Annotated in this window: 20 protein-coding genes; 2 read left to right on the forward strand and 18 right to left on the reverse strand. The window is 38.1% G+C overall.

Features of this window, described 5'->3' with window-relative positions; translation table 11 throughout:
• Positions 1-476 precede the first annotated feature (476 nt).
• From BUB77_RS07955 to rlmD, 7 genes are all read right to left on the reverse strand, one after another.
• Entirely contained in the window at positions 477-1799 is a 1323-nt protein-coding gene (locus tag BUB77_RS07955) for an AAA family ATPase (protein ID WP_073274633.1), read from the reverse strand.
• A gap of 232 nt (positions 1800-2031) precedes the next feature.
• Positions 2032-2547 carry a super-infection exclusion protein B gene (locus tag BUB77_RS07960; protein ID WP_073274634.1) on the reverse strand — a complete coding sequence of 172 codons (516 nt, stop codon included), beginning with the start codon at positions 2545-2547 and terminating at the stop codon, positions 2032-2034.
• A gap of 1004 nt (positions 2548-3551) precedes the next feature.
• Positions 3552-4124, reverse strand: coding sequence for a GGDEF domain-containing protein (locus BUB77_RS07965; protein WP_073274636.1), 573 nt, complete (start codon positions 4122-4124; stop codon positions 3552-3554).
• Positions 4125-4305: 181 nt separating this feature from the next.
• Complete coding sequence (locus tag BUB77_RS07970; RefSeq protein ID WP_139241135.1) at positions 4306-5241, reverse strand: hypothetical protein; 936 nt, start codon at positions 5239-5241, stop codon at positions 4306-4308.
• A gap of 589 nt (positions 5242-5830) precedes the next feature.
• A complete protein-coding gene (locus BUB77_RS07975; RefSeq protein WP_073274640.1) occupies positions 5831-6538 on the reverse strand; it encodes a hypothetical protein in 708 nt (235 codons plus the stop codon).
• Between the two features lie 339 nt (positions 6539-6877).
• The gene (locus BUB77_RS07980) at positions 6878-7840 is read right to left on the reverse strand and encodes a DUF4238 domain-containing protein (protein WP_073274642.1); all 963 of its coding nucleotides are present in this window, start codon (positions 7838-7840) and stop codon (positions 6878-6880) included.
• Positions 7841-8025: 185 nt separating this feature from the next.
• Positions 8026-9591 (reverse strand): 23S rRNA (uracil(1939)-C(5))-methyltransferase RlmD, encoded by a 1566-nt coding sequence (gene rlmD, locus BUB77_RS07985; RefSeq protein ID WP_073274644.1) that lies wholly within the window; start codon positions 9589-9591, stop codon positions 8026-8028.
• A 311-nt stretch (positions 9592-9902) separates the two neighbouring features.
• On the opposite strand from rlmD, the gene BUB77_RS07990 reads away from it, so the two are divergent.
• On the forward strand, positions 9903-11273 hold the full coding sequence (locus BUB77_RS07990) for a glycoside hydrolase family 3 N-terminal domain-containing protein (protein ID WP_073274646.1): 1371 nt from the start codon (positions 9903-9905) through the stop codon (positions 11271-11273).
• Between the two features lie 122 nt (positions 11274-11395).
• Here BUB77_RS07990 and BUB77_RS07995 read toward each other — a convergent pair whose 3' ends face one another.
• The 7 genes from BUB77_RS07995 to hflX form a co-directional block, all read right to left on the reverse strand.
• Positions 11396-11884 (reverse strand): GNAT family N-acetyltransferase, encoded by a 489-nt coding sequence (locus BUB77_RS07995; protein ID WP_073274647.1) that lies wholly within the window; start codon positions 11882-11884, stop codon positions 11396-11398.
• Between the two features lie 264 nt (positions 11885-12148).
• On the reverse strand, positions 12149-12430 hold the full coding sequence (locus tag BUB77_RS08000; protein WP_073274648.1) for a DUF503 domain-containing protein: 282 nt from the start codon (positions 12428-12430) through the stop codon (positions 12149-12151).
• 2 nt (positions 12431-12432) lie between these two features.
• Positions 12433-13215, reverse strand: coding sequence for a SagB/ThcOx family dehydrogenase (locus BUB77_RS08005; RefSeq protein ID WP_073274650.1), 783 nt, complete (start codon positions 13213-13215; stop codon positions 12433-12435).
• A 129-nt stretch (positions 13216-13344) separates the two neighbouring features.
• The gene (locus BUB77_RS08010) at positions 13345-14376 is read right to left on the reverse strand and encodes a threonine aldolase family protein (protein ID WP_073274652.1); all 1032 of its coding nucleotides are present in this window, start codon (positions 14374-14376) and stop codon (positions 13345-13347) included.
• Between the two features lie 330 nt (positions 14377-14706).
• A complete protein-coding gene (locus BUB77_RS08015; RefSeq protein ID WP_073274654.1) occupies positions 14707-15354 on the reverse strand; it encodes a metal-dependent transcriptional regulator in 648 nt (215 codons plus the stop codon).
• Between the two features lie 578 nt (positions 15355-15932).
• Complete coding sequence (locus BUB77_RS08020) at positions 15933-16517, reverse strand: manganese efflux pump MntP (RefSeq protein WP_073274656.1); 585 nt, start codon at positions 16515-16517, stop codon at positions 15933-15935.
• 343 nt (positions 16518-16860) lie between these two features.
• A complete protein-coding gene (hflX, locus tag BUB77_RS08025) occupies positions 16861-18150 on the reverse strand; it encodes a GTPase HflX (RefSeq protein ID WP_139241136.1) in 1290 nt (429 codons plus the stop codon).
• A 497-nt stretch (positions 18151-18647) separates the two neighbouring features.
• Here hflX and BUB77_RS08030 point away from each other — a divergent pair, with 497 nt between their 5' ends.
• Positions 18648-19433 (forward strand): DUF6774 domain-containing protein, encoded by a 786-nt coding sequence (locus tag BUB77_RS08030; protein WP_073274658.1) that lies wholly within the window; start codon positions 18648-18650, stop codon positions 19431-19433.
• Positions 19434-19563: 130 nt separating this feature from the next.
• Here BUB77_RS08030 and BUB77_RS08035 read toward each other — a convergent pair whose 3' ends face one another.
• The 4 genes from BUB77_RS08035 to BUB77_RS08050 all read right to left on the reverse strand — a co-directional run bounded on the left by BUB77_RS08035 (position 19564) and on the right by BUB77_RS08050 (position 24429).
• Positions 19564-21195 carry an ABC transporter ATP-binding protein gene (locus tag BUB77_RS08035; protein WP_073274660.1) on the reverse strand — a complete coding sequence of 544 codons (1632 nt, stop codon included), beginning with the start codon at positions 21193-21195 and terminating at the stop codon, positions 19564-19566.
• On the reverse strand, positions 21189-22838 hold the full coding sequence (locus BUB77_RS08040) for an ABC transporter ATP-binding protein (protein ID WP_073274661.1): 1650 nt from the start codon (positions 22836-22838) through the stop codon (positions 21189-21191). Before BUB77_RS08040 ends, BUB77_RS08035 begins: the two co-directional genes overlap by 7 nt.
• A gap of 52 nt (positions 22839-22890) precedes the next feature.
• Positions 22891-23637 carry a helix-turn-helix domain-containing protein gene (locus BUB77_RS08045; protein ID WP_073274662.1) on the reverse strand — a complete coding sequence of 249 codons (747 nt, stop codon included), beginning with the start codon at positions 23635-23637 and terminating at the stop codon, positions 22891-22893.
• Between the two features lie 306 nt (positions 23638-23943).
• Positions 23944-24429, reverse strand: a complete 486-nt coding sequence (locus BUB77_RS08050; RefSeq protein ID WP_073274663.1) for a GNAT family N-acetyltransferase — start codon at positions 24427-24429, stop codon at positions 23944-23946.
• Positions 24430-25111 lie beyond the last annotated feature (682 nt).

Genomic DNA, 25111 nt, shown 5'->3' on the forward strand with positions numbered 1-25111 from the left:
CTCTGCATTTTCATCCAGAGCAAGTAGTATGTTAGCACGTTTAATTGTTCTGGCATGGCTTGAGCTGTCATTAATGACAGCAAGTAACTTGTTTTTATCTTCTGCATTAAGTACTACATGGTATATTTTTCTCATATGTGAAATGATATCCTTTTTTATTTTATTGTAACATAACGCAGAAAAGAATCAACAGCTAATTATCAATTTGGTTGTACACTAGTACTCCCATGGTGTCAATGTATTGTTTAGCTACTATGAATTATTTAATTAAAAAATATTTAGCAAATGGTACCAGTTTCTGGCTACTACTTACACACTAGTGTAAAAATACAATGGGCTCTGAATTATTAAGCTCTTACTTTAAAAGCAAATTAAACCTAACTGTAAGGTACCATTTTCCATATAATCTGAAAAATTTGATACAATTCCTGGATATTATTAGATGTCAATTGTCTAAGTAACATATCTCAGATAATTCAATTTGCTCTATTATTTTCTTCTACCTCTTTTGCTAAATCAATATAAGCCTGTTTTATTTGTTTTATTTGAAGTGCTTCCATTAAAATACCTCTTTCCCAAGTTACTTCTGCCATTTTGTTGGATTTAGGAATTATCGTCGACAACTCATTTACCCTTATATTTTCTTTCTGAACCATATTTTTAGTTTTTATATATAACCGCTGCAAGTCATCTTGGATTTTTGATTTTCCAACAAAAAGTCCTATGGAATTAAGCAACCAAATATTTTTGCTGTCTTTTTTTCTTTTTAATATATTTGCTACACCCTCAATTCCATTAGGAGACCAAACATTATCACCTAATGGAATAATAATATTTTTTGCAAAAATAAGAATTTCTTTTTGGTTTAATCCATCAGTCCCCCTACCACAATCAATAATTATGTAGTCATATATTTTCTGATTAATAATCTCGCTTAATATCCTCTCCCAATCTGATTTTCCATATTGCAGTTCTTGTGCCAAACGGAACTGTTCCATTTCTTTTTTATAAATAAAATCCACTCCGCATGGCGTTTCATGAACATAAATTTGTTCATATACAGAAACATTATCTTCATTGACTTCACGTAAGCCTAAAAAATATTGTGCATTATCCAAAGAACCCAAACTTATACAAAGTACCTTTTTATTCAGTGCTTTTTTTAGTGCATATGCTAGTCCACCTGCAACTGTGGACTTTCCTACTCCACCCGCCGGATTAGCAATAACAATAATACCTGAATTTAACTCTTTTTTATTTTGCTCTATCAAAATATTCTGGAGTCTCAAACTTTTTTCTATTTCTTTATTAACATCTTTTACATCTGGATTATTCATGTCGGTTACTAACGTTAAAAACTCATCTATAGAGGACTGAATACTTTGTATTTCTTTTAAATTATTAATAACAGAAACAGCATTTTCCATTTTAAGCTGCCTTATTTGACGTTTTAAAAAACAGTATTCGTTATCCCAATATTTAATATATACAATCTTTCCAGCTGGTTTATAAATATCAGTTGCAAATAAAACCGGAAAAATCTTATTATGATAATCCTTTTCTTTCATCAGCTCCATTACTTCATACATACAATTAAAGGACTTTAAATAATTTTCCGTAATGATTAATATTGCATATTCCATATCCCGAATAGTTTTCATATATCCACGTATACTTTTCCAACTACTTATTTCTCTTATATCTCTTTTTATATTAATATTTGTGTTCCTAAAATATAAATCAATTTCGTCAGCATAGCAACAGTCCTTTTGACAATATGACAGAAAAATAGAAACCATAATCTTCCTCCCCCAATGCATTATATTCTATTATCAATAAATCCTATTCTAAAACACTATATTTTCAAGGCTTTCTAAATACACTATTTTCAAAATCATCCGTAATACTCACCTCAAGGGATAGCAGCTTTTAATATACGAATCTCCTTCAGGAAATCACCCAGGGAAAACTATTTGTAGTTTGTCTCGCTGTACATGCTCTATTCCATACCTATATCCATATTCATCTAATTTATCGTTCTTTGTCATCTTCCTCTATATTAAGAAACTCTGGATGCTTATCTATCAATTCAAATACCCACGGCTGAATAAATCCTGGAAAACCCGAAACGCTTCCTAAACTTGTTCCTGCTGCTTTTGATATTACTCGAAATGTTTCTAATTTCTTTATCGTCGGATCTCTCAAATCCATTAAAATTGCAGTTTCTCTTTTATCGTAATATTTTTTGATGAGTGCTTTTTCACTTTTAGAAAAATTTTTCAGTATGTATTTATATGTATCCCACGTTTTCTTTTTATCCCAGGCCTGCTTTATCGTTTTCCAAATCCATTTCGCTAGATGAGACAAACAAAGTGAAATAGAGACAGCTATGACTATAAAAATCCATAAGCCATATTGCTCTCTTAAAGTATCTATTTGAAAGGGGAGCCAATCACTCGGAAAAAATAATATAAACACACAGGCTACAGTTATTGCCCATGAAACCCTTGCCGAAATATTCAATAGCTTTGATATGTCAAACTTCAATGTATCTTCTCCTCTCATTTCATAGTGGGTAATGTATTTAGTTAACTTCGAATTATTCCTTGTAATATAAATTCATACATTAGCTTCTTTTAAATTATAGGTAATGTTGAGATTGACAAACTGTTTTTCTATAATCACTTATTCATAAAATAATTTTATTATTGTATATACTTTACAATAAATAGTACCACAGTTTTCCATATACTTCTACAAAAAACTTTGCTTATATACAACTTAGATTTACATTCATACTGTCTCCCCAATCTGCGCTTTATCTAATCTGTCAGCTCACCTCTCAATTCATTTCCAAAAATACCATTCAATATGTTCCTACAAATACATACCAAAAGGTAAAATCAAGTCGAATTATTAACTTTTTTATTACATCATCAATCAAACCTAGTATTTTTAACACTTCCAAAAGCCCCTTATTTCGTTATCAATACCAATGTTTCGATATGCCTTAAGGATACAAAAAAGATGTCGTAATAGCCCAATAGTTCCTTGGCGGAGGATTATTTTCATAAAAATTGCTAATACTCTAGTCACATCAGCGCTTGTCCATAGTATGTATACACAATTCAAAACTCTCGAAAGTTGCCTCTTTATTTTCCTTTATCATTGCATGCTGCCTAATTTAAACATATATCCATCCTGTCCACACAATCCTGCCCAAATCTAAAAAACATCTATCCTGTAGTGTCATGAACCACTGTTATCAATCCTGTATACACACGCTCAAAATCGACCTCGTTGACTTATTCCTGCAAAGCGTAAAAAGCTCATTTTTCAGCACATCAGATTTGGCCTCAAACCCCCAAAAGTGGCTTATTTACTAGGCGTTTCACAAGCCTTCCATTTTACCTTTGACATCAATACTACCGTCTCCACATGGAACTATAAGCTCGGATTGATGTCTTGTCTGTCCTGACCGAAGAAATAGCGGCGGTTTTCCAGAGTATCCAAAAAGTTTTGGGTGACGATATCACATGATGCACTTGTCGTCACTGTTTCTGTAATGTGTCCGGATTCCCCTTACGATTATTTTTATAACCGTACATTTGCGCATCCGCTTTTTTTACTGCCATGTCGTATTCCCCGGTTGAACCATGAAAAATGGCATACCCTGTAGAAACCATTGGCAATTCACCCTGCAGATTTTTGTTTTTCCTGGTCTCGTCTATTTTTCGATGAAACTGTCTGAGCGCGTCCCTTGCTTGCTGTTCATCCATGGTTTTACAAATCACGCAAAATTCGTCTCCACCGATACGGTAGCATAAACCCATTTTATGAAAGCAATCTTTGATCAGCCTTCCTGTCATTTGCAGGCAGAAATCTCCCCATTGGTGACCGTATAGATCATTGATCTGTTTAAAACTATCCAAATCAAAAACGATAACCATACCGTTGACACCATGATCCAGGCGCTTGGTATACTGGTCATACACGTTGCGGTTTAACAATCCGGTTAAAGTATCCTGGGCTTCTGTAAACATGCAAAAATAAGCATAAAACAGGATCAGACTCAAGGTGATACACAGCCAGGAAACATGCACACGGGGCAATATCAGCTGCACAGTTGTTCCTATTATAGTAAAAACGAGTAACTTGATAAATGCACTTTTTGTATGGCACTAGTAATACTTCATGGCCTTAACTGACTCTATGATCACTAAATAATAAAATAAATAATCAACTCTCATTAAATTATTTGTACTTGTTCTTTCACTAATTGAATATAGTCATTTTATTCGCAGTTTACCCCACATATAAACTGCATAAATTATAATAAATTTGATCAAGCTCTGTATCTGTATATTCTATATCTATTCCATGAGCTTTTATCATATTTCTAACAGTTCCATAATTTCCTGTCCCTCCCCCTAAATATAGATGGATTAAATCTAATGCTTGACTGTTCTTATAAGTGCCATTTTCCTTATTAGCTAGCACTTCCGGAAATGGTTTGCATAATATTTCCAAGTCATCTTTTAACATAGTATTTATATGAAAAATAGTCGGTGAATTTTTTTTCAAATCTTCAATATGATGCTTAATTTCAATAATCAACTTATTCTGTTCTTTAACAGAAAAATAATCTGAAAATGAAACCTCTATGTTTCTCAGTGCAAATTCATACTTAAGATCTGCAATGTTATTTTTGTCCTTAATAATTAAGCTTAGTAGCGACTTAAGCACATCCATTGAATAATTCTGTTCAAAATACTGTGTAAATTCTTTATTAATATGAGATAAGTTTCCAAGAAAGTAATCTTTAGCTCTGATAAAATCATTACTATTTTTTATATTTATATAACTAAACATATTATTTGTGAATTCCAATGTATTTATGACATTTTGATTAATTTGTTTATTATTGGAGTTTTTATAATTTCTAGCAAGCTTAACCAAACATGATATAATTTTTTCTGCATTCTCATCTTTTTTTATTAACGATTCATGTATTTGATTTATATCATATTTATAATTAATAACTTCATCATCCATAAATTCTTCAAAAAACAAATCTAGTGCAAAATTAATTGCCTTTGCCTGTGATATAATTATGTTTTCTTCAGATATTACTTTTAACCGTTTAATATTTTCATTGCTTATTTTATTTGTAGTTCTTATAAAATTTGAATCATTTTTAGTTCCACAGTATTCTAAAAATTTACTAATATTTTTTTCCATTTTTACTTCTCCTCTATAATTTATATTCATATTGCAAATATGCCTGCTAACTCTTATCTTACAGCTTGTACTATTACTAAAATTAATAGCTACATTTATAATATTCATTAAATGTATTATACCACAAATTTCATCATATGCAAGCATCATTTTTGATGATTTTATTTATCATCATTTAAATATAATTTTAAACTGTATCATAGTAAAAATATTAATTGATGCTTCATAAATCAAACTTATTTTCAAATATAAAACTTGAAGATCCCCCTCATAGGCACTTTTTCAACTTTTTAGGCGTATATCCGCTTTGGGTAAAGGCAGTATAATCCTAACATTTTTCATTTAAATCCTCTCATTATCTATGTAAAAGGTAGTGAGAAATTAAGATTTCACAAAAAAAAGACGTGAAAAGTATCCTCTCACGTCAAAATATATTTCCATCTGTAATTCTATGAATCTCCTACTTATCAAATGCTTTTTGTTGTAGTAAGACTATGGTCTCCACATGCGATGAAAGGTAGCTTTTATACTACATAGCGAAAGTGTATTCTTACCCCTATATTTAATATATACAACTCCAATATTTACACTAATATATAACAACATCCAATTCTGCCATACCTGTATAATCATCACTTTCATTACCACTTGAAGACAGTAATATATCTGGCTTTATTGTTAACGTAAGAACCTGCTCATATTCCTTACCTTGTATATCTGTGTAGCTAACCTTTAGCTGAATTGGAGGGTAATTATTTATCTGCTCTATTAACATAATTTTATATAACTGTATATATTGAATTGGCAAATTAACTTTATAAGGTTCATCAACATTAGGAGCAAGGAAATTAAGCTTACTAATACGCTCTAACCCAAGCCCCCCAACTTCTATACCTGTTGTTTTTATAACCATCATCTCGTTGATTAAGCTAATACTAAAATCAACAGAGTTCTTGTTAATATAATTAGCCAAAACACTTACATTATCTTTATCCCATGCAAATTCCAAATTTCTTGCAACACCAACACCTACATTATATATATTTAAATATATTTGATTATACATATTCGTATCTTCTTTTAAAAAAATAAAATCTGATTTACTATCCCAAGACATTTCTATTTTTTCGTTACTTTCTGCAACAATTTGAGGCATGTATGTATTATTCCGCTGAATTTTCATTTCTAAAAGTGTGATAAAAACTAATAATAAAGATACAAGGGTAAGAAAATGACCTATAATATTTATAATATTTTCTATTCCTAACTTTTCATAGATTTTCTTCATAAGTTTCATATAAATTTATATCTCCCTCATAAACTATATACTACCATTATTGATATTTCTCAAATCACTACATAGTCAAAACCACACTTACATTTCTTGCTCAAACTCTTTTATTTATAAGGCTTTTTCTCCAGTAGCACAACCGTTTCTACATTCCTGTTAACAGAAGCTTGATACTACATGGCGAAAATATACTGGCGATTTAAAGTAAGGGTAATCATTCTACTCCACCTATTAAATCTCCGTGCCATAATAAAATATTACTCTTAATTTAGTCTTATCTTTGCATGATATAGATAATTTACATGTCTATGTAATGCCAGACACAGGTCTGATCTTAATCCAAGTCTATACATTTTTTAATTTTTCTAATTGCACTCTCTCCTTTGCAAAAATTTGTTCCCATGAAGCATTTACTTCGAGCATATTATATTTTTCAACTTCTTTATCATCAATTACTAATTTCTGCCCGCTTTTATATTTTGACTTTTTTGTCAAAAGTATCGCTTTATGCGGTGTGACTGGATAAAATAACTCCACGTCATCAGGGGACGTCATTGCATCAAAAGTTGAATAGGTATTTATAACTGGTTGATCTCCAACAATGAAACTACTATTTTTTGCTTGAAGCAATACAGCAGAAAAATTGTGAGAAATGTTAACACCCATATTTGAAGCAAATATTAGGGTTAGAGGAATCCACATATTTTCAGGTCGGACATCCTTGAAATTTTCAAAAATGTTCTTGCCTTTAGTAAATACCATTATAATGGAATCTCGAATTCGTTTTGTTCTAAAATATTGATTGCATATATAAAATGAAAATTTATCACGGCTTTCCTCGTTTTCCCAAAAACTTATGTCGTTTTTTCTTATTTGTTCTAAATACTGTATTCCTGTTGCCTCAATTTGACAATGAAGCTTTTCAATAAATTCAATATTCCAGTTTTTAAATTCTTGATCGCTTTTTATTTTAATTTTATCAACAGGAATGCTCAATGAATAGCTAAAGCTAACCTCTTGATCTACTAGATCAAAAGGGGCACAATACAAATTGAGCCACTGTTCACCGATTTCTCTTTGTATGCCTGTGAATCGGTTTATAGCCATTTCGTTAATGATATATCTCTCAAATTTCGTTAATTCTTTTACACCATAAAAATAATTTTCATGAGCAATATTCATTAATGATACAGAAAATATCTTATTTCCTCGAAGACATTGAATTGCACCCTTGTTAGAGTTAGTGCTTGTCCAAGGAGCTAAGTAATTTCGCCAAATATAATGTTGCTTCTTAGTTGTTTGATTCATAATAAAAAGCTCCTATCAAAAGTGTAATCATATGCTAACATTCAGTATTTCTAACGTCAAACTATAGCTATAATCTAAAGTTCATATAAATTTACCCCGGGGTAAAATAAGTTTCCTCAGACAATTCATCACAACAAAAATCACACGTCCATTCCTCTTTCAAAATTCCGCAACCCTTTGATTTATCAAGGTTTCCGCTCCAGCAATACGACGGTTTCAACATGATTTGTGCAAGGAAACATATCCACGCAACAAACCCTCTCCACCTTATATCCTCTCACCTGCAGCACCACCAAATCCCTTGCCAAACTCGTAGGTTTACATGAAATATACACAATCCTGTCAACCCCATACTGAATTATCTTCTCCAACGCCTTCGGATTCACTCCATCCCTCGGCGGATCAAGCACAATCAAATCAGGCTTTTCTTCTATCGTATCAATCACCTTTAACACATCCCCGGCAATGAACTCACAATTATTAAGCTTATTCCGTGCAGCATTTTCCCTGGCCGCTACTACTGCCTCTTCAACAATCTCTACTCCAATTACCTTCTTCGCTACCGGTGCAATGAGCTGCGCTATGGTTCCGGTACCGCTGTATAAGTCAAAGATCAGTTTGTCCTTTGTCTCTCCGACAAATTCTCTTGCTGTATCGTAAAGTACCTCTGCCCCAAGGGAGTTTGTTTGAAAAAAAGAAAAAGTTGATATTTTAAAGGTCAAACCTAACAGCTCTTCATAAAAATAATCCTGCCCATATATGATATCGGTTCTGTCACTCTGTACAACATCTGCCTGACTGTCATTTACTGTATGGAGGAACCCTACTATACTCCCGGCGATAGGAAGGCTTAGAAGCCTTTCCTTTAATTTCTCCAGCATCTGGTTTTCTTCCATCGTACTTGCCTTTTCTACTACTAAAACGCTTGTCTCTTCTGCTGCAAGGCTTGTCTTTTCCGCTGCTGCAGGTCTTTTCTCTTCTGTTACAGGGCTTGTCTTTTCTGTTGCTGCAGGACTTGTCTTTTCATTACCAAATTCCGCAGATTTTCCAATAGTCTGCTCCTCCCTTTCCATCCCGGCAGGGCCACAAGGCTCCCACTGGGAGGAGGTTATCAGATTAATTAGAATTTCGCCGGTCTTTTCTGCCCTGCGTACCAGAAGATGTCTTAAATAACCGACATGGGACATTTTTCGATAAAAATTCAGACCAAGTTCCTTGGAGTAATCCAATACACAAGTCAATATCATATTATAATCCGGATGAACAATGCAACAGCCTGTAGTTGTGACAATATCATGAAAACTGCCTTTTTTATGAAGTCCTAAGCATAATGGTCCGTCTTTTACTTCGTCTCCGAATGAAAACTCCATCTTATTCCGATACTCCCATTGTTTGGGGCTTCCCTTTATTCCCTGAAAGGGTAATTCCTCCGTAACTGCACCAAGTAGTCTCTTTACCTGCTCTTCTTTTATGTTTAGCTGGGTTTCATAGGGGATTGTCTGGTAATTGCAGCCGCCGCAGGGACCAAAATGTCCGCATTTTGGCTCCACTGTCTCAAGGGGTGATTTTTCAACTATTTCGAGGAGGCGTCCTTCGCTCTTCCCTTTTCTGGCTTTGGTTATAGAAAAGCTTACCTTCTGCCCTGTAATGGTGTTTTTTATAATGACCTTTTCGCCTTCTATATTAACGATTCCTTTTCCCGGAAAATCTATTCTTTCTATTACGCCTGTATATTGAGTTCCTTTTTTCATCCTGTATCTCCTGCTATATTTAATTAATGTTGTTTTTAAAATGCTTTACTTCTGCAGCCATCCTGTTTCAGTCTGCGAAGTTTATTATACGTCATACTATTAAGCTTTGTCTAGAAGAACTGCCTATTATTGTATCTTTACATGCAAAGTCTACGGTGCTACAATGTGTTTCAGCTTTCCTATTATGAGATTGCTTCATACAGAATATATTATTTTTCCATATTTATTATTTGATGGAATTGCCGCCTTTTGGGATATACTATAGGAAAGAATTACAATGTCAAATGAAATGTGATAGAAAGGAATCCAATATGAAATCTCACAAATCCAAATTTGTTTGCTTATTATTACTGTTAGCCCTATTTGTTTCCGGCTGCAGCAGAATTACTCCTTCTGCTCCTAAGGATAATTCTTCTCTGGATACCACTACTCCCACACCGGATTCCGGGACGGAGGATATTACCGATACGCCGGAGGATACCGGTGAACCTGCCACAAATGTTCCGATTCCCTCTATCAATCCGGATGATAATGCGGTCCAGGCACCGACGGATGGACTTGATGATTCCGATGTAACCAGTCCGGTTTCAGGTAATGGCACTGTTTCAGGAACTCCAACCGGTACTCCGTCAGTTACTCCCTCCTCCGATAGCAGTACCAAGGATAATGATTCTTATGAGGCCAGAGCTACGGAGCTCGTCTCAGATATGACCCTGGCGGAAAAGGTGGGGCAGATGTTTTTTGTCCGGCTTAGAAAAGACAGCGGACGGAAGGATGTTACGGATTATCACCTGGGCGGATATATTCTGTTTGGTGATGATTTTAAGAATGAAACAGGTACCGGTATAAAAAAGCTGCTTAACAGCTATCAGGAGGCTTCTTCTATTCCCCTGCTTATTGGGGTGGATGAAGAAGGAGGTACTGTCAACCGTCTCAGCAAATACCCTGCTTTTCGAAGCACTCCTTTTGAGTCTCCCATGGATTTATACAAGAATGGCGGTTTTGAGGCAATTCAGGCTGATACCAAGGAAAAGGCCGAGCTGCTATTAGGACTTGGCATTAATGTAAACCTTGCTCCTGTGGGTGATGTTTCTACTAATTCAAGTGACTTTATTTATAAACGTTCCTTTGGAAAGGATGCCAAGGCTACTGCCAATTATGTCAGAACCGTGGTTTTGGAAATGAAGCAGGATAAGATTGGAAGCGTCTTAAAGCATTTTCCGGGTTACGGAAGCAATGTTGATACCCATACGGGAATTGCTACGGACACCAGAAAGTATGACCAATTTGTTAAAAATGATTTTCTTCCCTTTCAGGCCGGTATTGAAGCCGGTGCCGACAGCATTTTAGTATCCCATAATATTGTTACTTCCATGGATAAGGATCATCCGGCGTCCCTTTCTCCTGATGTGCATGATATTATTAGAGATACCCTGGGCTTTGAAGGGGTGATTATGACAGATGACCTTAGTATGGATGCCATTAAGGATTATACTTCTAATGAAAAAGCAGCCGTACAGGCTATTAAGGCCGGTAATGATCTTTTGATTGCCAGTGATTTTGATACACAGATTCCTGCAGTATTAGATGCTCTCAAGAAAGGCACTCTCAATGAGGAACGCATTGATGCTTCTGTTACCCGAATCCTTGTCTGGAAGCTCAAGCTGGGTATACTTCAATAGGCTCTTATGCAAAAAACTTAACCATCCTACACAAAAAACAAAAATCCATGAAATGCAGTCAGGGCACGGATTCCAGCCTTTATAGCAATTCATGGATTTTGTGGTACGCTAATTATTAATTCTTACTCTTCTGCTAATTTTCTGATATCCTCACCTGTCAAACGGTAAGTTCTCCACTCATCCAGGTGCTTTGCTCCAAGACTTTCGTAAAAGGTAATGGAAGGCTTATTCCAATTCAGGCAGGACCATTCCATTCTGGGGCAGCCTCTTTTTACAGCTTCTCCTGCCACTGTTCCCAGCAAATCTTTTCCATAGCCCATTCCTCTGAATTCCGGCTTTACATAGATATCCTCTAAATAGATACCTGCTTTTCCGTTAAAGGTTGAGAAATTAAAGAAGTATATGGCATAGCCGATAGGCCTGCCCTCAAATTCCGCAATTAACGTCTTGGCTGCCCCTTGATGAAAAAGGGAATCCTTTAGAATTTCTTCTGTAGCTGTTACCAGATTCTCCATTTTTTCATAGGCTGCCAGTTCTATGATTAAGTTCAGGATAGCCTTGGTGTCTTCCTCTTTGGCTTCCCGCACTACAAACCTGTCATCTCTTATCATATGTTTCCTCTTTTCCTGTTATAGTTCCTGTATTTTAATATAGTTTCTCTCTTTTAATATGGAGTGTGTAAGTGCTTTTCTTTCACACTAACAGCCATGCCTTCCCAACACGCCGCAAGATTGGGCCGATGATTTCGCAGGCAAAATTTTGTGTGTGAAAATTGCTTTTTAATTTTCACACTATTCCCCATGCATATTACAAGCTTGCTTGTGATACTGCCCTAATAGCAAGTTTAAAAATGCATCGCATTTTTAAAACTATAACTATAATATCTCTCTTTGAATTCTGGTAATTTCACCTTCGGTATTACTTTCTATAAAAGACAGGACATTATCCACGATACTGTCAGCCTGCTTGGTATCTCCTGCTACGCAGGCAATCCCAAATACGGCTGTCTGATGGGTATCCTGCTCTGCCACTTCTCCTGCGGACAGGTTAAATTGATTTCTTAACTTACTGCACAGGCTCTTTACCACCATACGCTTTTCCTTTAAAGAATGTACCCAGGGCATATACAGCCATATCTGTAAGGTTCCGATTCTCATAGTCAGCTCTCTTTTACTTTCTTACCGACTGCTGCTGCATATACAGCGAATTCGCTGTCCTCTTCCAAAGAGTATGCCCTTGTCAATCCAATAAGGCTGTCGGTCAACTGCTGATCGTAGGCTCCGATTGCACATACGCCGCATCCGATGGCTCCTCCGGCCAGATAAAGGTTCTGGCAGATATGTCCGGCATCCAATAGTGCGTATTTCTGGGCATCCACCGTATAGCGCCATTCGCTGCGGTAGGGCACGACACTCCATACAAAGCATACCGGGGCTCCTCCGGCAAAGCTTTGCCCTAAGAAGGCCTTTGTCACTTTATTCTCCTGGTCACTGTCTTCCCTTATCAATTCTAATTCATGGGTAAGAGGCAGATAATGGTAAAGGCCCTGGTTAAGTCCCTCTACCCTGTTTACAAACAAATATGTCTCAAAAGGATGCCTTGCTCCTGCTGAAGGTACGGTGCGGAGCGTTGCCTTTCTTTTATTACCGATTACACCTTTTACTCCCTGGGTAGCCCAAAGGAGGAAGGACAGTTCCTTTAAGGTCAAGGCTTCTTCTGCATACTTTCTCTTGCTGGTCCGGTTATTTAGTACACTTAGGAAATTGCCATCTGTTATGATATCTTCAAATTCTTTGGAAAGCTGTACAACGGTATCCGTAGATTTTTCATTTGATAATAACGGCTGGGGCAGCCCCTTCGCCTCATCACTTTCCACCTCGTAATCGGATGTTTTCATAATTTCCCTTCCCTGAATAATTTTTTGCTTATAGATATGTTCCATTTATACTCTCCTTTCTGACGTATTTTACCTGTCTTTCCAGTAAAACTGTCTCCCTTTTATTTTAAGATTCTTCCTGGTTTCTTATGCAAAATTATACCAAAATAAAAATTTCCGTAACCGGATAAGCACTTACTTTTTAAACCTTTTCTTTAAGAATTCACACAAGGCTTCGACACTTGCCGGTGTAGTGGCCCAGGAGGTGACAAAGCGGACGGCGCTTTCACCATTTCCCATGCTTTTTTGCACGGAGAACAGAAATTCCTCCTGCAGTTCCTCCAGAAATTCATCCGGGAGTATTGGAAATAGCTGATTACTTACGGGCGGTGCCAGAAATTCCATTCCCAGGGATTTAAGAGTGTCTCCTATCCTTCCTGCCATCTCATTGGCGTGCTCCCCCAGTTCATAGAACAGACTATCGGAAAACAGTGCTTCAAACTGTATTCCCGCAACAAAGCCCTTTGCCATCAATGCTCCTCTTTGCTTGATTAGATAACGGAAATTGGCTTTTAGCTCCTCTTTTACAATAACAAGAGCTTCTCCAAGAAGGGCTCCGTTCTTTGTTCCGCCGATATAAAATACATCCGTAAGCTCTGCAATATCGGACAGCTCCAGGTCGTTTTCCCTTGAAGCAAGTGCAGAACCTAATCTTGCTCCGTCCAGGAATAATAAAAGTCCCTCTCGATTACATAACTGGCGTATTTTGTAAATCTCTTCCTTTGTATATACGGTGCCAAGCTCTGTAGAATCTGAAATATACACCATAGCCGGCTTTACCATATGTTCATCACTGTGGAACCTTACTGCCTCAAGGATGTCCTCCGGGATAACCTTACCCTCCCTGTTCGGTACTGTTATTACTTTATGCCCCGTTGCTTCAATTGCGCCTGTTTCATGAACATTTATATGTCCGGTATCAGCGGCAATAACACCTTCATAGGGTCTTAAAAAGGAGGATATTACAATAAGGTTTGTCTGAGTTCCTCCCGGAATGAAATGAATATCAGCCTTCTCATTCCCAAGCAGCTTCTTAATATATTCCTTCGCTTTTGCCGTATGTGTATCTTCACCATAACCTGCATTCTGCTCTAAATTACTCTTCATTAACAGCTCCAATACCTTTGGATGGGCACCTTCACTGTAATCATTCATAAAACTGTACATTTTTATATCCTCACGTAGTTGGATTTACAGTCATTTTCTTTATCCTTCCTGTCCTTAAATGACTATATAAGAAAAGAACAGGACCTTTATCAGTCTGTTCTTCTCATTATAGCGGTATGGCAATATATTTGCAAGTGAATCAGCAGGCGAAGATTACCAGCATTGTAATAACTACTAAAAGCATACTTAATTTACGTTCGACATAATATTTTACATCCATAATAGCTCCTTTCATAAATATTAAATCTTCAATTCGATATTCTGTGGCACGCAATCAATTGGTTTTTCCATCTAATTTAATTCTCAATTGAATTTATTGGTACAGTTCATTTATTTTTCATCTACATACACCATTCCGGCAGCCTTATAGCTTAGCTGCTTCTGTGTATTGTCCACTCTTATGGTAACCGGGCCTTCGCAGGCTCCGAATTCTTCTACTACGACCTTGCTCCCTATGTGGATTCCAAGCTCCTGAAGGTAATCCATCAGGTCATTTTCCTCGGTTACTCTTCGGATTGTGGAGCTTTCTCCTGCTTGCATCTCCACCAGGCTTTTTAGCTTTGGTATTCTCATCTTACCGTCGGCTTGCGGAATCGCATTTCCATGAGGGCAAAAAGCCGGGTAATCCAAATATTTCTCAAGCCTGTCAATCAGTCTTGCCGGTGCTACATGCTCCAGCCTTTCCGCATCCTCGTGAGCTTCGCTCCAGGTATATCCAAGGTGTTCTATGAGAAATACCTCCCATAGCCTGTGTCCTCTTAAAAGCGTTACGGCTGCTTTCATGCCTTCTTCCGTTAATTTGGTACCCTTGTAAGGCTCATAAACAATTAACTCTTCTTTTTGAAGCTTTCCTAACATTTCCGTAACAGAAGCAGGCGATACATTCAATATTTCTGCTATCTGCTTATTATTTACCTGCTGTTCTGCTCCGCCAAGCTTATATATTTCCTTAATGTAGTCTTCCTTGTTTCGAGTCATATTGTTTTCTCCTTTTTAGGTATACCTAAATTTAATTTTATTATATACCTAATTTCAAAAATCAGCAAGTGATTTTCACAAAATAATGAAAATGTTTTATAAAAGAGGTTGAAGCTTAAAATACACCGTATTTTTCAAGCTAAGCTCGGTGAAAATTATTTGCTGTATTTTTATAAATCAAGTATACTTAGTAAAAAGCTGGAATTAATTTAAAACAACCGAATCAAATTTTGATAAAAAAATAGCAGAACCCTTTTTTGGTATCCTGCTGTTTGATGCTGATGCAATCTAAATAAAGATATTGCATCAGCTATCAATATTGAATTTCTTTATTAATTTTGCAGCTTTTATTAATGTTTAATGCTGCACTTCCATCTTAGTACTGCACCTTGTTAATATTGCATTCGTGATTATGTTACTTTCTTAATTATGTTACTTCCTTAATTATGTTACTTTCTTAATCATGTTACTTTCTTAATTATGTTACTTTCTTAATCATGTTACTCTTAATCATGTTGGAATCTTAATTATGTTGCATTTTTCATTAATATGATAGTCCTTAATCAACCTGATATCCCTTAACTGAGAATCCCAAGATGCTGAAGCAATATCTTTGTGCCAAGACAGACCAGAATAATTCCTCCAGCCATTTCTGCCTTGGATTTCAGCTTTCCTCCAAAGATGTTACCAATCATCACACCGGCTGCTGATATCAAAAAGGTCACGACACCAATAAAAGAAGTAGCCATGAGAATATTTACCTTTAAGAAGGCAAAGGTTATACCGACTGCCAGGGCATCAATACTGGTCGCTACGGAAAGCACCAGCATTTCCTTTACATTCAGAGAGTTATCAACCTCCTTGCAACTGACGCATTCATCTTCTTTCTCTTCTTTTATGGCGCCTTTAATCATGTTAGCACCAATAATTCCAAGCAGGATAAATGCAACCCAATGATCAATTGCATTTATTTTGTCACTGAACTGTTTTCCCAGAAAATATCCGATCATAGGCATTACCGCCTGAAAGACACCAAAGTACAGTCCCACAATTACCGGGTGCTTGACGGATATTTTCTTGACGGACAGGCCCTTACAGACTGCAACCGCAAAAGCATCCATTGCAAGTCCTATGGCTAAAATAAGTAATTCTGCCAGATTCATAATTATTCTCTCCTTTTGTGTCTTAAGCCGCTTTGTGCTGTAATTCCTTCTGCATCCCCCTAAGATTTCAGCAAGAAAAAAGACCCACCTGCAACCTTACGGCTGCAGGTAAGTCTCGTTATTTAAAATAAAGCCAGATAGACGTCTATCAGTATGTTGGCTCTATTACACACAATTGGCTAACTACTCCCTTACTACAGTACATAAATGATACTCGATAGCATAGAGTTTGTCAATCTTTTTTTGACTGCCATCCTTGGCATGGACTTCCAGAAATACCCGTACCGCCTTACTCAAAATACCCTTAAATCAACACAGCTTACGCAAGGCAGCACTAAGTTTTTTAATTCATTACCTGAAAATCAGAATTTTTAAAATACTTCTCAAACAGGCCTTTTCTGCAAAGTGCCGTAACCTCTATTTTCTCTTCTCCGTAATTAAGCTCGGTAACAGTGGCATTCTCCTGTAAAAATGGAACCCATTTGCTCTCTGTATAGGGCAGGCACAGCTTTAAGCTCACATCTTCATCAAACAGGCTCTCCGTAATTTGCTGGGTGAGCTTCCCTATATCCCCCTCATCCTTTGCCGACAGAAAGAGGCAGTTAAGGTCTGCTTTCTTCTCCCTGATGGATTCCAGCTCTTCCGGGGTCAGCTTATCGGTTTTATTAAAAACATATAGCACAGAGATGCTTTCAGCTCCCAGCTCCTTTAAGGTTTCGGCAGTTACTGTCATCTGTTTTTCATAATTTTTATCAGAGACATCCACTACCTGAACTAACAGGTCTGCCATAAGCACCTCTTCCAGGGTCGAACGGAAGGCCTTTATCAGATGATGAGGAAGCCTGCTGATAAAACCTACGGTATCCGTTAGAAGAAAAGTCCTGTTCTCCTTTGTCGTTATCTTTCGGACAGAGGTTTCAAGAGTAGCAAAAAGCATATCCTTTTCCAGAACCATTTTATCTGTGGAGGTCTTTAAGAGCTTAAGCATAGAATTCATGACCGTGGACTTTCCGGCATTGGTATAGCCAACCAAAGCCGCCAGAGGAATTTCATTCTTCTCCCTTTTCTGCCTTTGGTTCTGCCTTCTCTCCACTAGTTCCGCCAGCTCCCGCTCAAGCCTTGCTATCCGTTCTTCAATTTTTCTTCTGTCAAGCTCCAGCTTTGTTTCACCGGCTCCCTTGTTGTGAAGGCCGGCACCGCCGCCCTGGCGGTTTAAGCTGCCTCCAAGCCCTGACAGCCTTGGCAGCATATATTTGAGCCTTGCCATTTCCACCTGCATCTGTGCCTCTTTGGTCTTGGCACGCCTTGCAAAGATGTCCATAATGAGAATGGAGCGGTCTGCCACCCTGCATTCCAGGAATCTTTCCAGATTTCTCGTCTGGGACGGTGTCAGCTCTTCATTAAATATTACAGTATCCGCTTGTAATTCTTCCATTCGTTCCTTTAATTCTTCTGTCTTTCCTTTTCCAAAAAACAAGTCTACATGAATTTTCTCAAGGTTCTGGATAATCTCTCCCACAACCTCCATATCACAGGCAAATGCAAGCTCTCTTAATTCTTCCATGGAAGAATCAAAGCCTTCATCCCCTTTTCTTTTACCTCCTGCCAGGAGGACTCTTTCTTTTTCCATCATACAGATGTCTCCTTTTCCAAGCATCTGCCTGACCTATCTTTTGACAATGGAATTTTAAGCACGAAAAAAAGAAGGTACCTTCCCCTTCTTTACAGACACCATCCATACCGCAAGCATGCTTGCGATACTGCCTAATAGGAACGTGAAAAGCTATTCTTCACACGAACGCCGTACCTTCCAACGCGCCGCAAGATTGGGCCGAGGATTTCGCAGGCATAATTTTGTGTGTGAAAATTGCTTTTTAATTCACACTATCCTACTATTCAATAAGTGATTTATTATAAAAAGGCAGATTAATCCCGTTTACTCTCTGACAGGCAGAGCTTTAAGCACTATGAAATTAGCAGCATAAAGTAAATAAACGTAATTTTGTCCACATTTTATAATACCTCCTGATAAATAAACTAAAGCTATTATAACAGAGCCTTTTATGAAATACAAGAAAAATATGCTATCTTTCGCATATACATTAGATAAGAGCTTTGAGGTATAAATCCATGAAAAAGAAACGCTGCCAAATGTCCTCCTGCGAGTTTGTTACCTTTATAACAGCAATAGCCTGCAATATAGCGAATTCCTGCTCTGCTGATGAAGTCGCACTCCTTTCAGCAGTTTTTAGCCAGCTTGGAGACACCCTTGCAACGATACAGGCCAGGGAGGATATCATAAATCAGGATGAGGATAACTCCTCAGAGGATAATAACTCAAAGGAGGATAATTCCACAAAGGATTCCAACTCCAAGGACAAAGACAACTCCACGAAGGATCCTTGTTCCGAAGAGAACGACACTTCCACTGAGGATTCAAGCTCTAAGGATAAGGATAGCTCAACGGAGGAGCCTTGCTCCAATGAGAATGATACTTCCACGGAGGAGCCCAACTCCAAGGATAAAAATAACTCCACGGAGGAGCCTTGTTCCAATGAAAACGATACTTTCGTTGAGGATTCCAGTTCGGAGGATAATAACACTTCCACAGGGAATCCCTGCTCCAATGATACGGATACTTCCACGGAGGATTCCAGCTTGAAGGATAAAGGCAGCACCACGGGGAATCCTTGTCCCAATAAGAAGGATACTTCCGCTGAGGATTTCAGCTCGAAGGATAAGGGCAATACCACAGGGGACTCTTGTTTCAATAATAATATTGATACTCCCAAAAAACCTTCTTCACAGGATAAAGGCAACTCCGCAGTGGATTCTTCTTCGAAGGGGAAAGATACTTCCACAGGAGAACCTTCCGCAAAGGAAAAAAACAATTCAGCAGAAGAACCTTACTCTTAGGATAAGCTGCTCCAATAAGAATACTTTAATCATAGGAAATGGTTGACAAGTAAATCCTCCGCAAAGAAAGCTTATCCGCAGGAGTAAAATCCTTAAGCGGCAAACAATAAGCCACAGGCAGCACAGTACCTCACCCATTAAACAAAGGCGAAGTACTGCCCTTTACCGTTATTACCTTGTCATAGAAATCTTTCGTATCCTTAAAGATTACATGGCTTACATTAATTACGGTAATATCCTCAAGGCCAAGTATTGTTTTTTCAATCTCCCTTGCCCGCTCCATATCAAGGGAGGCAAAGGCTTCATCCATAAACAGAATCCTTGCCTTGCTAAGAAGTGCCCTGGCTATGACAACACGGCTTCTTTCACCGCCGGATATATTCCTGCCATTATCGTAAATTACCGTATCAAGCCCCTTTGGCAGCCCCCGGACAAACTCCCACAGGCCGGCATCCTTTACTGCCTTTTGGATTTCCTCTTCCTTATATTCCTTATACAAGGTGATATTATTCCGGACCGTGTCTTCAAATAAGAAAACCTGCTGCTCAATATTGGCAATGAGGCCGAAATAATCCTCCTTTTTTACATCCATTAAATTATGCCCGTCAATAAGGATTGCTCCTTCTGTCGGATTTACGTATTTGCGTAACAGCCGGAGTAAGGTTGACTTCCCGCCGCCGCTTGGACCTACCACCAGATACTTTCCGTTTTTCTTTAAGGTAAGATTGATGTCCTTTAATATCTGCCTGTCATCCTCTTCATAGTGGAAGCCGACTTCCTTCAGCTGTATTTTCTCCGTAAAATCCTTTAATTCTACGGTTTCCTCGCAGGTAACCTTATTCTTAAGAGAGTCTTCTATCTTGTTTATCAAATCGCCTGCGGTAAAAAGCTTCGGAAGGTTCTCTGCCAGCTCAAAAATCGGAAAAGTCATCCGGTTAATCCCTTCCATAATCACAATTAAGCCTCCCGCTGTTATCCTTCCCGTAACTGCCATATAGCCTATTCCGCACAGGATACCGTAGAAGCTTCCATTCATAATAAAGTTCTGTGAAGCATTCACAAAGGATATCAGCCTGTCAATAACAAAACCCTTATTCTGTATTTCATCGCTTTTCTGATAATAGTCCTCCGTTACCTTCTCATGGAGATTATAGTTCTTTACAATATGAAAAGCGGACAAAACCTCCTTTATATAGGAAGTATAGCCATCAAAGAGGTCACTGCGCTCCTTATAATTTCTCTTTAGAGGCTTGGAAGTTACGATGGATATGAGCAGATTAACGGCAATGATAATAACCGCAAACAATATCATACGGTAATCCACTGTTGATAAGAGCCACATGCCCGCCAGAAAACTGATTACTCCTTTTCCGACGGTATAGATTCCCATAATCAGATTCGTTTCCAGGGTATTAAAATCATTGGTCATGGAAGAAAGGTACCTGCTGTTATTCTCCTTCTGGAATTCACGGATGTTTTTTCCAAATACCTTTTCCACGTAATAATTCTTTATGTATAGGTTTACCTTTTTCCTGTAAAGGTTACCGGTCATAGCTTCTGCCACTCCCAGGGGAACAAGTATTATTGCTCCTCCCAGCAGGGACAGCGTCTGGGCTTTCACTGCAGCAACATTACCCTTTAGTGCCAAATCCAGCATGGAAAGCATTTTTCTGGTAACCAGGGCATCAAGTCCTGCCAGCAGAAGGGATATGGTTAAAGCCAGCAGCAGGTAAGGAAGAGCCTTTATTAATTTCTTTAACATACTACCACCTCGTGGAAATATTCCTGCGCAGGGAACTGATGAACTCGGCCGTTCTTAATCTCCAGCACATAATCATACCTATCGGTGACTCCCTCATAGTAACGGTGACTGATTGCAATAACGGTATTCTCAAGATTTAAAAATACCCTTTCGATTTCCCTTCCCAGCTCTTCATTTAAGCTGGAAGTACCCTCATCCACAAAAAGAATTTCCGCATCCTTTGCAATGGCTCTGGCAATGGATATTCTTTGCCGCTGTCCGCCTGAGAGATTTTTGCCGTTTTCCGAGAGCATTTCATCAATCCCTGCTTTTTTGTCCCCGCAGATTCCCTCCAGTCCGCATACTTTAACAGCAAATTGTATCTTTTCCTCCGGTACCTCCTGATACAGGGCGATGTTATTACGAATCGTATCCTCAAAAAGGAAAACATCCTGGTAGACGAAGGCCACCTTGCTGTGAAAGGATTTTTCATTTATCCTGCGAAAATCAATGCCATCCGCCGATATTTCTCCCCTGTAGTCCTCTGTAACCTTGGCAAGCAGATTGATTAAAGTAGATTTTCCGGCACCGCTGGGTCCTTTGATAAGATATTTTTTCCCTTTTTCAATAGTAAAGGCGGCATCCTTTAAGATTTCCTTTTTACCATAGGAAAAGCTTACAGCTTTTAAGGTAATCTCCTTATGAAAGCAAAATTCTTCACTGCCCTTATCCTGCTCCTCGCTGTTTTCATCGGGCTCCGCTATTTTTCTGTAAATAGTCATGGAGGCCTTCATCTGGTTTCTCATGGGAAAAGCATTGATAAGGTAGTTGCCGCTGGAGGAGCATAGCTGAAATAAGAATCCTCCCATACTTAAGCTTAAGCCGTTTAAAAAGCTGTAGGCCAGATAAATCATAACTGCAACCGAAGACGCAAAGGATATGATGCGGATGACATGCTTCTGCATATCGGTAAAAAAGGCCGCCGCGAATTTCTTACTCTCCGCCCTTTTAATGGACTCCATGCTCTTATCCTTAAATTTCTCTTCAATATGGTTAAGCTTTAGGATTTCCATGCCATTAAAGGTATTTGCCATGTCCGTGGTAAAATTCTCATTGCACTCGGACAGCTCCGTCTCCAGGGCAGAAGCCTTTTTAACAAAAACAGTGGCAAGGGCAGTTAATATGACTGCCTGCAAGGCCATGGCAATAGCCAGCTTATAATCCAGAAAAGCCAGAATCAGGATGGAAAGCAGGAACATTATGATATTAATGAGATAATTTAAAAGACTGATAAAAAACTTATTCTCAAAGGTATTAATATCATTTATCAGATTGGAAATATAAATCTCCTTTGACCTTGCTGAAAATTTCTTGAAGGGCATATTGATAATCTTATCAAAGGCCTGCTTTCTTACATCCAAAATGGTATCCCTCATGTAACGGATACGCAAAAGCCTTGAAATCAGGAAATTTATCGGAGCATAGAATATAAACAGCACGGTAATAGCCACCACATAGCCAAAGTGCTTACTATCTCCCTTTTCAATTGCTCTTAACAGCAGTACAAAAATCCCCATTTGTGCAAAATGGTCACCAACGAACAGAAATGTTGCAAACAGATATTGAATGAACTTCCCCTTGCGCCTTAACAGTAATTCTTTCATAACTCCCTTTCCGAAGCAATCCTCTTTTTATTCTTATATTTGCCGCTTTCTCTTACAGAAATGGGGCCAGCTTGATAAATTCCTTCATACTGCCTTCCTTCATCAGCTTGTCACCCAGCTTCTTTGCTGAAGAATTGCTTAAGAATGGATATAAGCCCGTACATTCTCCAAGGTTATCTTCCTCCATTGCCTCATCAACCAATCTGTCAATTGTTTCACTCGATAAAAAAGGGGCCAGACTGGTAACCTTTGAAAGGCTTCCAAGATGTTCTAATTTCTGTACTATCCTATCCAGTGATTCACTTCCCAAAAAAGGAGCAAGTGCCGTGATGCCTGATAAATCTGTTACAACATCCAGCTTTCCTATCCACTGCATCAGATACTCTTCACTGACATAGGGTGCTATCTTCACCAAATCCTGCAAGGATACCCGGTCGGAATTCTCAGTTATTATGGTTTCAATCAGACTCTCTGTCTGGCTTGGCTTTAAAGCCGGGCTGGCAGAAGCTATCTCTTCAATGGTAACCTTCTGCTCTTTTACATATTCCTTTTCCTTTCCGTCAATAATCTTTTGGAACAACTCGCTTTCCTTCTTACTCCCAAGAAGCTCATCAATGGTGCAGTCCAGTACGGACACCAGCTCCGGGAGCTTGGAGATATCCGGCATGGAATTCCCCCTCTCCCAATTGCTGACAGCCTGATAGCTTATTCCCAGTCCATCTGCCAGCTCCATCTGTGTCATGTTCTTACCTTTACGAAATTCCGCTATTTTCTTTCCTACTTCAACTGTACTAAACATACTATCTCCTTTCACGGTCACCAAATCCAGGCTCCATATTCCTGCTATGTATATGAAATTCATGCTCCAGCCTGGCAGCCATGTATACCGCACATCTGCTTAACAGGTACTGCCTTATTAAAAAGCTTTCATTGCTTTTCTTTTCACATTGCCCTTGCTTTGTGCGCTGTCAATCGGTTACGCTTTTCATTATAGCGAAACGGCTGCAAATAGAAATAAATTAATAATTGAGCTATTAAAAAAGTTCCTCAACTGACGCTTGAGTCAGGAAAAATCCTTTGAATACCTGGTAATTCTTCAGGCTTATCAGAAATAATCAGGAACGTCCAAACTATCCGCCGTTAAGATTTTTTCCCATGCCTCCTCCTTACACAGAGCCATGCAATAACACCCCTTTTTCTTCTGAAGATTATCCGGCAGTATTCGAAAGTGAAATCTCTCATAAAAAGCCGGTGCTATCTCTGAATACAGGAATATAATACAATCCTCTCCCCTAAGTTTCTTTATACAAAAATCCAGCAGGCCGGCAGCATATCCTTTCCCTTTATGGGCATCCTCCGTTAATACCGAGCCAAAACCATAAGCCTTGCAGCCAAATCTTTCCCCAAGCCTTAAAACAATAAGTGAGCTGGCAATTTCACCTTCCGCCTCCAGCACATATCTGGTACCATAGGCATCTTCCCTTGAATTATCCCGGTAATACTCCTCAAAGCTCCTGCCTTTATGCCATATTTTATAACCTGCTTCCAAAAGCGGCCTGATTTCCTTTGTTCTTGCTTCCCGTATTATCATTCTCCCTGCCATCCTTATCCGGTATAATATATAGTTATTGTACATCTGCTAAAAGTCACTCTCAACCATTATCCATGAACCATAAGCCATGAATCGTCAGCCTTGAATCATCAGCCTTGTATCGCTACACTTCACCCGACAAACTCCCTGTTTTAATATATCCGCAGGCAATTTGTACAAAATAGAAAGCATGAATGCGCCTATGGAAATGTATTAGAAGTCCTTTTCTCTGAAGCTTTTGTGCTATATCATCAAACAGATTGTCTGAGCCCACGAGTTATCTGTTTGATGATATGTCCAGCACAAAAGCTTCAGAGAATTAGGACTTCTTATACATTGGAATCGAAGCATTCATGCTTTCTATTTTGTACAAATTGCCGTCCCATTGCGAAAACCTGCATTTAATCCTGCAAATCATAGCTATTAAACTGCCTACTACATTATAACAGAAATGTCCTTCTGAAAAAACCCACTTGTATTTTTTCTATATTTGTGTATAATAAATACAAATATAGTATTAAGATATATATTAAGCAGCATTGATAAAAGCTACGATTATGAGATTTCCCCAGAGAACCGGTGGCTGGTGCGAACCGGTGAAAGCTCAGGTCCTTCCACTTTTGGAGCTGTCGGCGAATATAAAGCGCAATAATTCATTTATTGTCTGAATTAGGAAGCCGAA

The organism is Anaerocolumna jejuensis DSM 15929 (assembly GCF_900142215.1).
In the GTDB taxonomy this organism is placed as follows: Bacteria; Bacillota; Clostridia; order Lachnospirales; family Lachnospiraceae; genus Anaerocolumna; species Anaerocolumna jejuensis.

Excerpts from the sequence above, each read along its gene's own strand:
- BUB77_RS07955 (WP_073274633.1), bottom strand. The coding sequence starts at position 1,799 with ATGGTTTCTATTTTTCTGTCATATTGTCAAAAGGACTGTTGCTATGCT.
- BUB77_RS07970 (WP_139241135.1), bottom strand. The coding sequence starts at position 5,241 with ATGGAAAAAAATATTAGTAAATTTTTAGAATACTGTGGAACTAAAAAT.
- BUB77_RS07975 (WP_073274640.1), bottom strand. The coding sequence starts at position 6,538 with ATGAAACTTATGAAGAAAATCTATGAAAAGTTAGGAATAGAAAATATT.
- BUB77_RS07980 (WP_073274642.1), bottom strand. The coding sequence starts at position 7,840 with ATGAATCAAACAACTAAGAAGCAACATTATATTTGGCGAAATTACTTA.
- rlmD (WP_073274644.1), bottom strand. The coding sequence starts at position 9,591 with ATGAAAAAAGGAACTCAATATACAGGCGTAATAGAAAGAATAGATTTT.
- BUB77_RS07990 (WP_073274646.1), top strand. The coding sequence starts at position 9,903 with ATGAAATCTCACAAATCCAAATTTGTTTGCTTATTATTACTGTTAGCC.
- BUB77_RS07995 (WP_073274647.1), bottom strand. The coding sequence starts at position 11,884 with ATGATAAGAGATGACAGGTTTGTAGTGCGGGAAGCCAAAGAGGAAGAC.
- BUB77_RS08000 (WP_073274648.1), bottom strand. The coding sequence starts at position 12,430 with ATGAGAATCGGAACCTTACAGATATGGCTGTATATGCCCTGGGTACAT.
- BUB77_RS08005 (WP_073274650.1), bottom strand. The coding sequence starts at position 13,215 with ATGGAACATATCTATAAGCAAAAAATTATTCAGGGAAGGGAAATTATG.
- BUB77_RS08010 (WP_073274652.1), bottom strand. The coding sequence starts at position 14,376 with ATGTACAGTTTTATGAATGATTACAGTGAAGGTGCCCATCCAAAGGTA.
- BUB77_RS08015 (WP_073274654.1), bottom strand. The coding sequence starts at position 15,354 with ATGACTCGAAACAAGGAAGACTACATTAAGGAAATATATAAGCTTGGC.
- BUB77_RS08020 (WP_073274656.1), bottom strand. The coding sequence starts at position 16,517 with ATGAATCTGGCAGAATTACTTATTTTAGCCATAGGACTTGCAATGGAT.
- hflX (WP_139241136.1), bottom strand. The coding sequence starts at position 18,150 with ATGATGGAAAAAGAAAGAGTCCTCCTGGCAGGAGGTAAAAGAAAAGGG.
- BUB77_RS08030 (WP_073274658.1), top strand. The coding sequence starts at position 18,648 with ATGAAAAAGAAACGCTGCCAAATGTCCTCCTGCGAGTTTGTTACCTTT.
- BUB77_RS08035 (WP_073274660.1), bottom strand. The coding sequence starts at position 21,195 with ATGTTAAAGAAATTAATAAAGGCTCTTCCTTACCTGCTGCTGGCTTTA.
- BUB77_RS08040 (WP_073274661.1), bottom strand. The coding sequence starts at position 22,838 with ATGAAAGAATTACTGTTAAGGCGCAAGGGGAAGTTCATTCAATATCTG.
- BUB77_RS08045 (WP_073274662.1), bottom strand. The coding sequence starts at position 23,637 with ATGTTTAGTACAGTTGAAGTAGGAAAGAAAATAGCGGAATTTCGTAAA.
- BUB77_RS08050 (WP_073274663.1), bottom strand. The coding sequence starts at position 24,429 with ATGATAATACGGGAAGCAAGAACAAAGGAAATCAGGCCGCTTTTGGAA.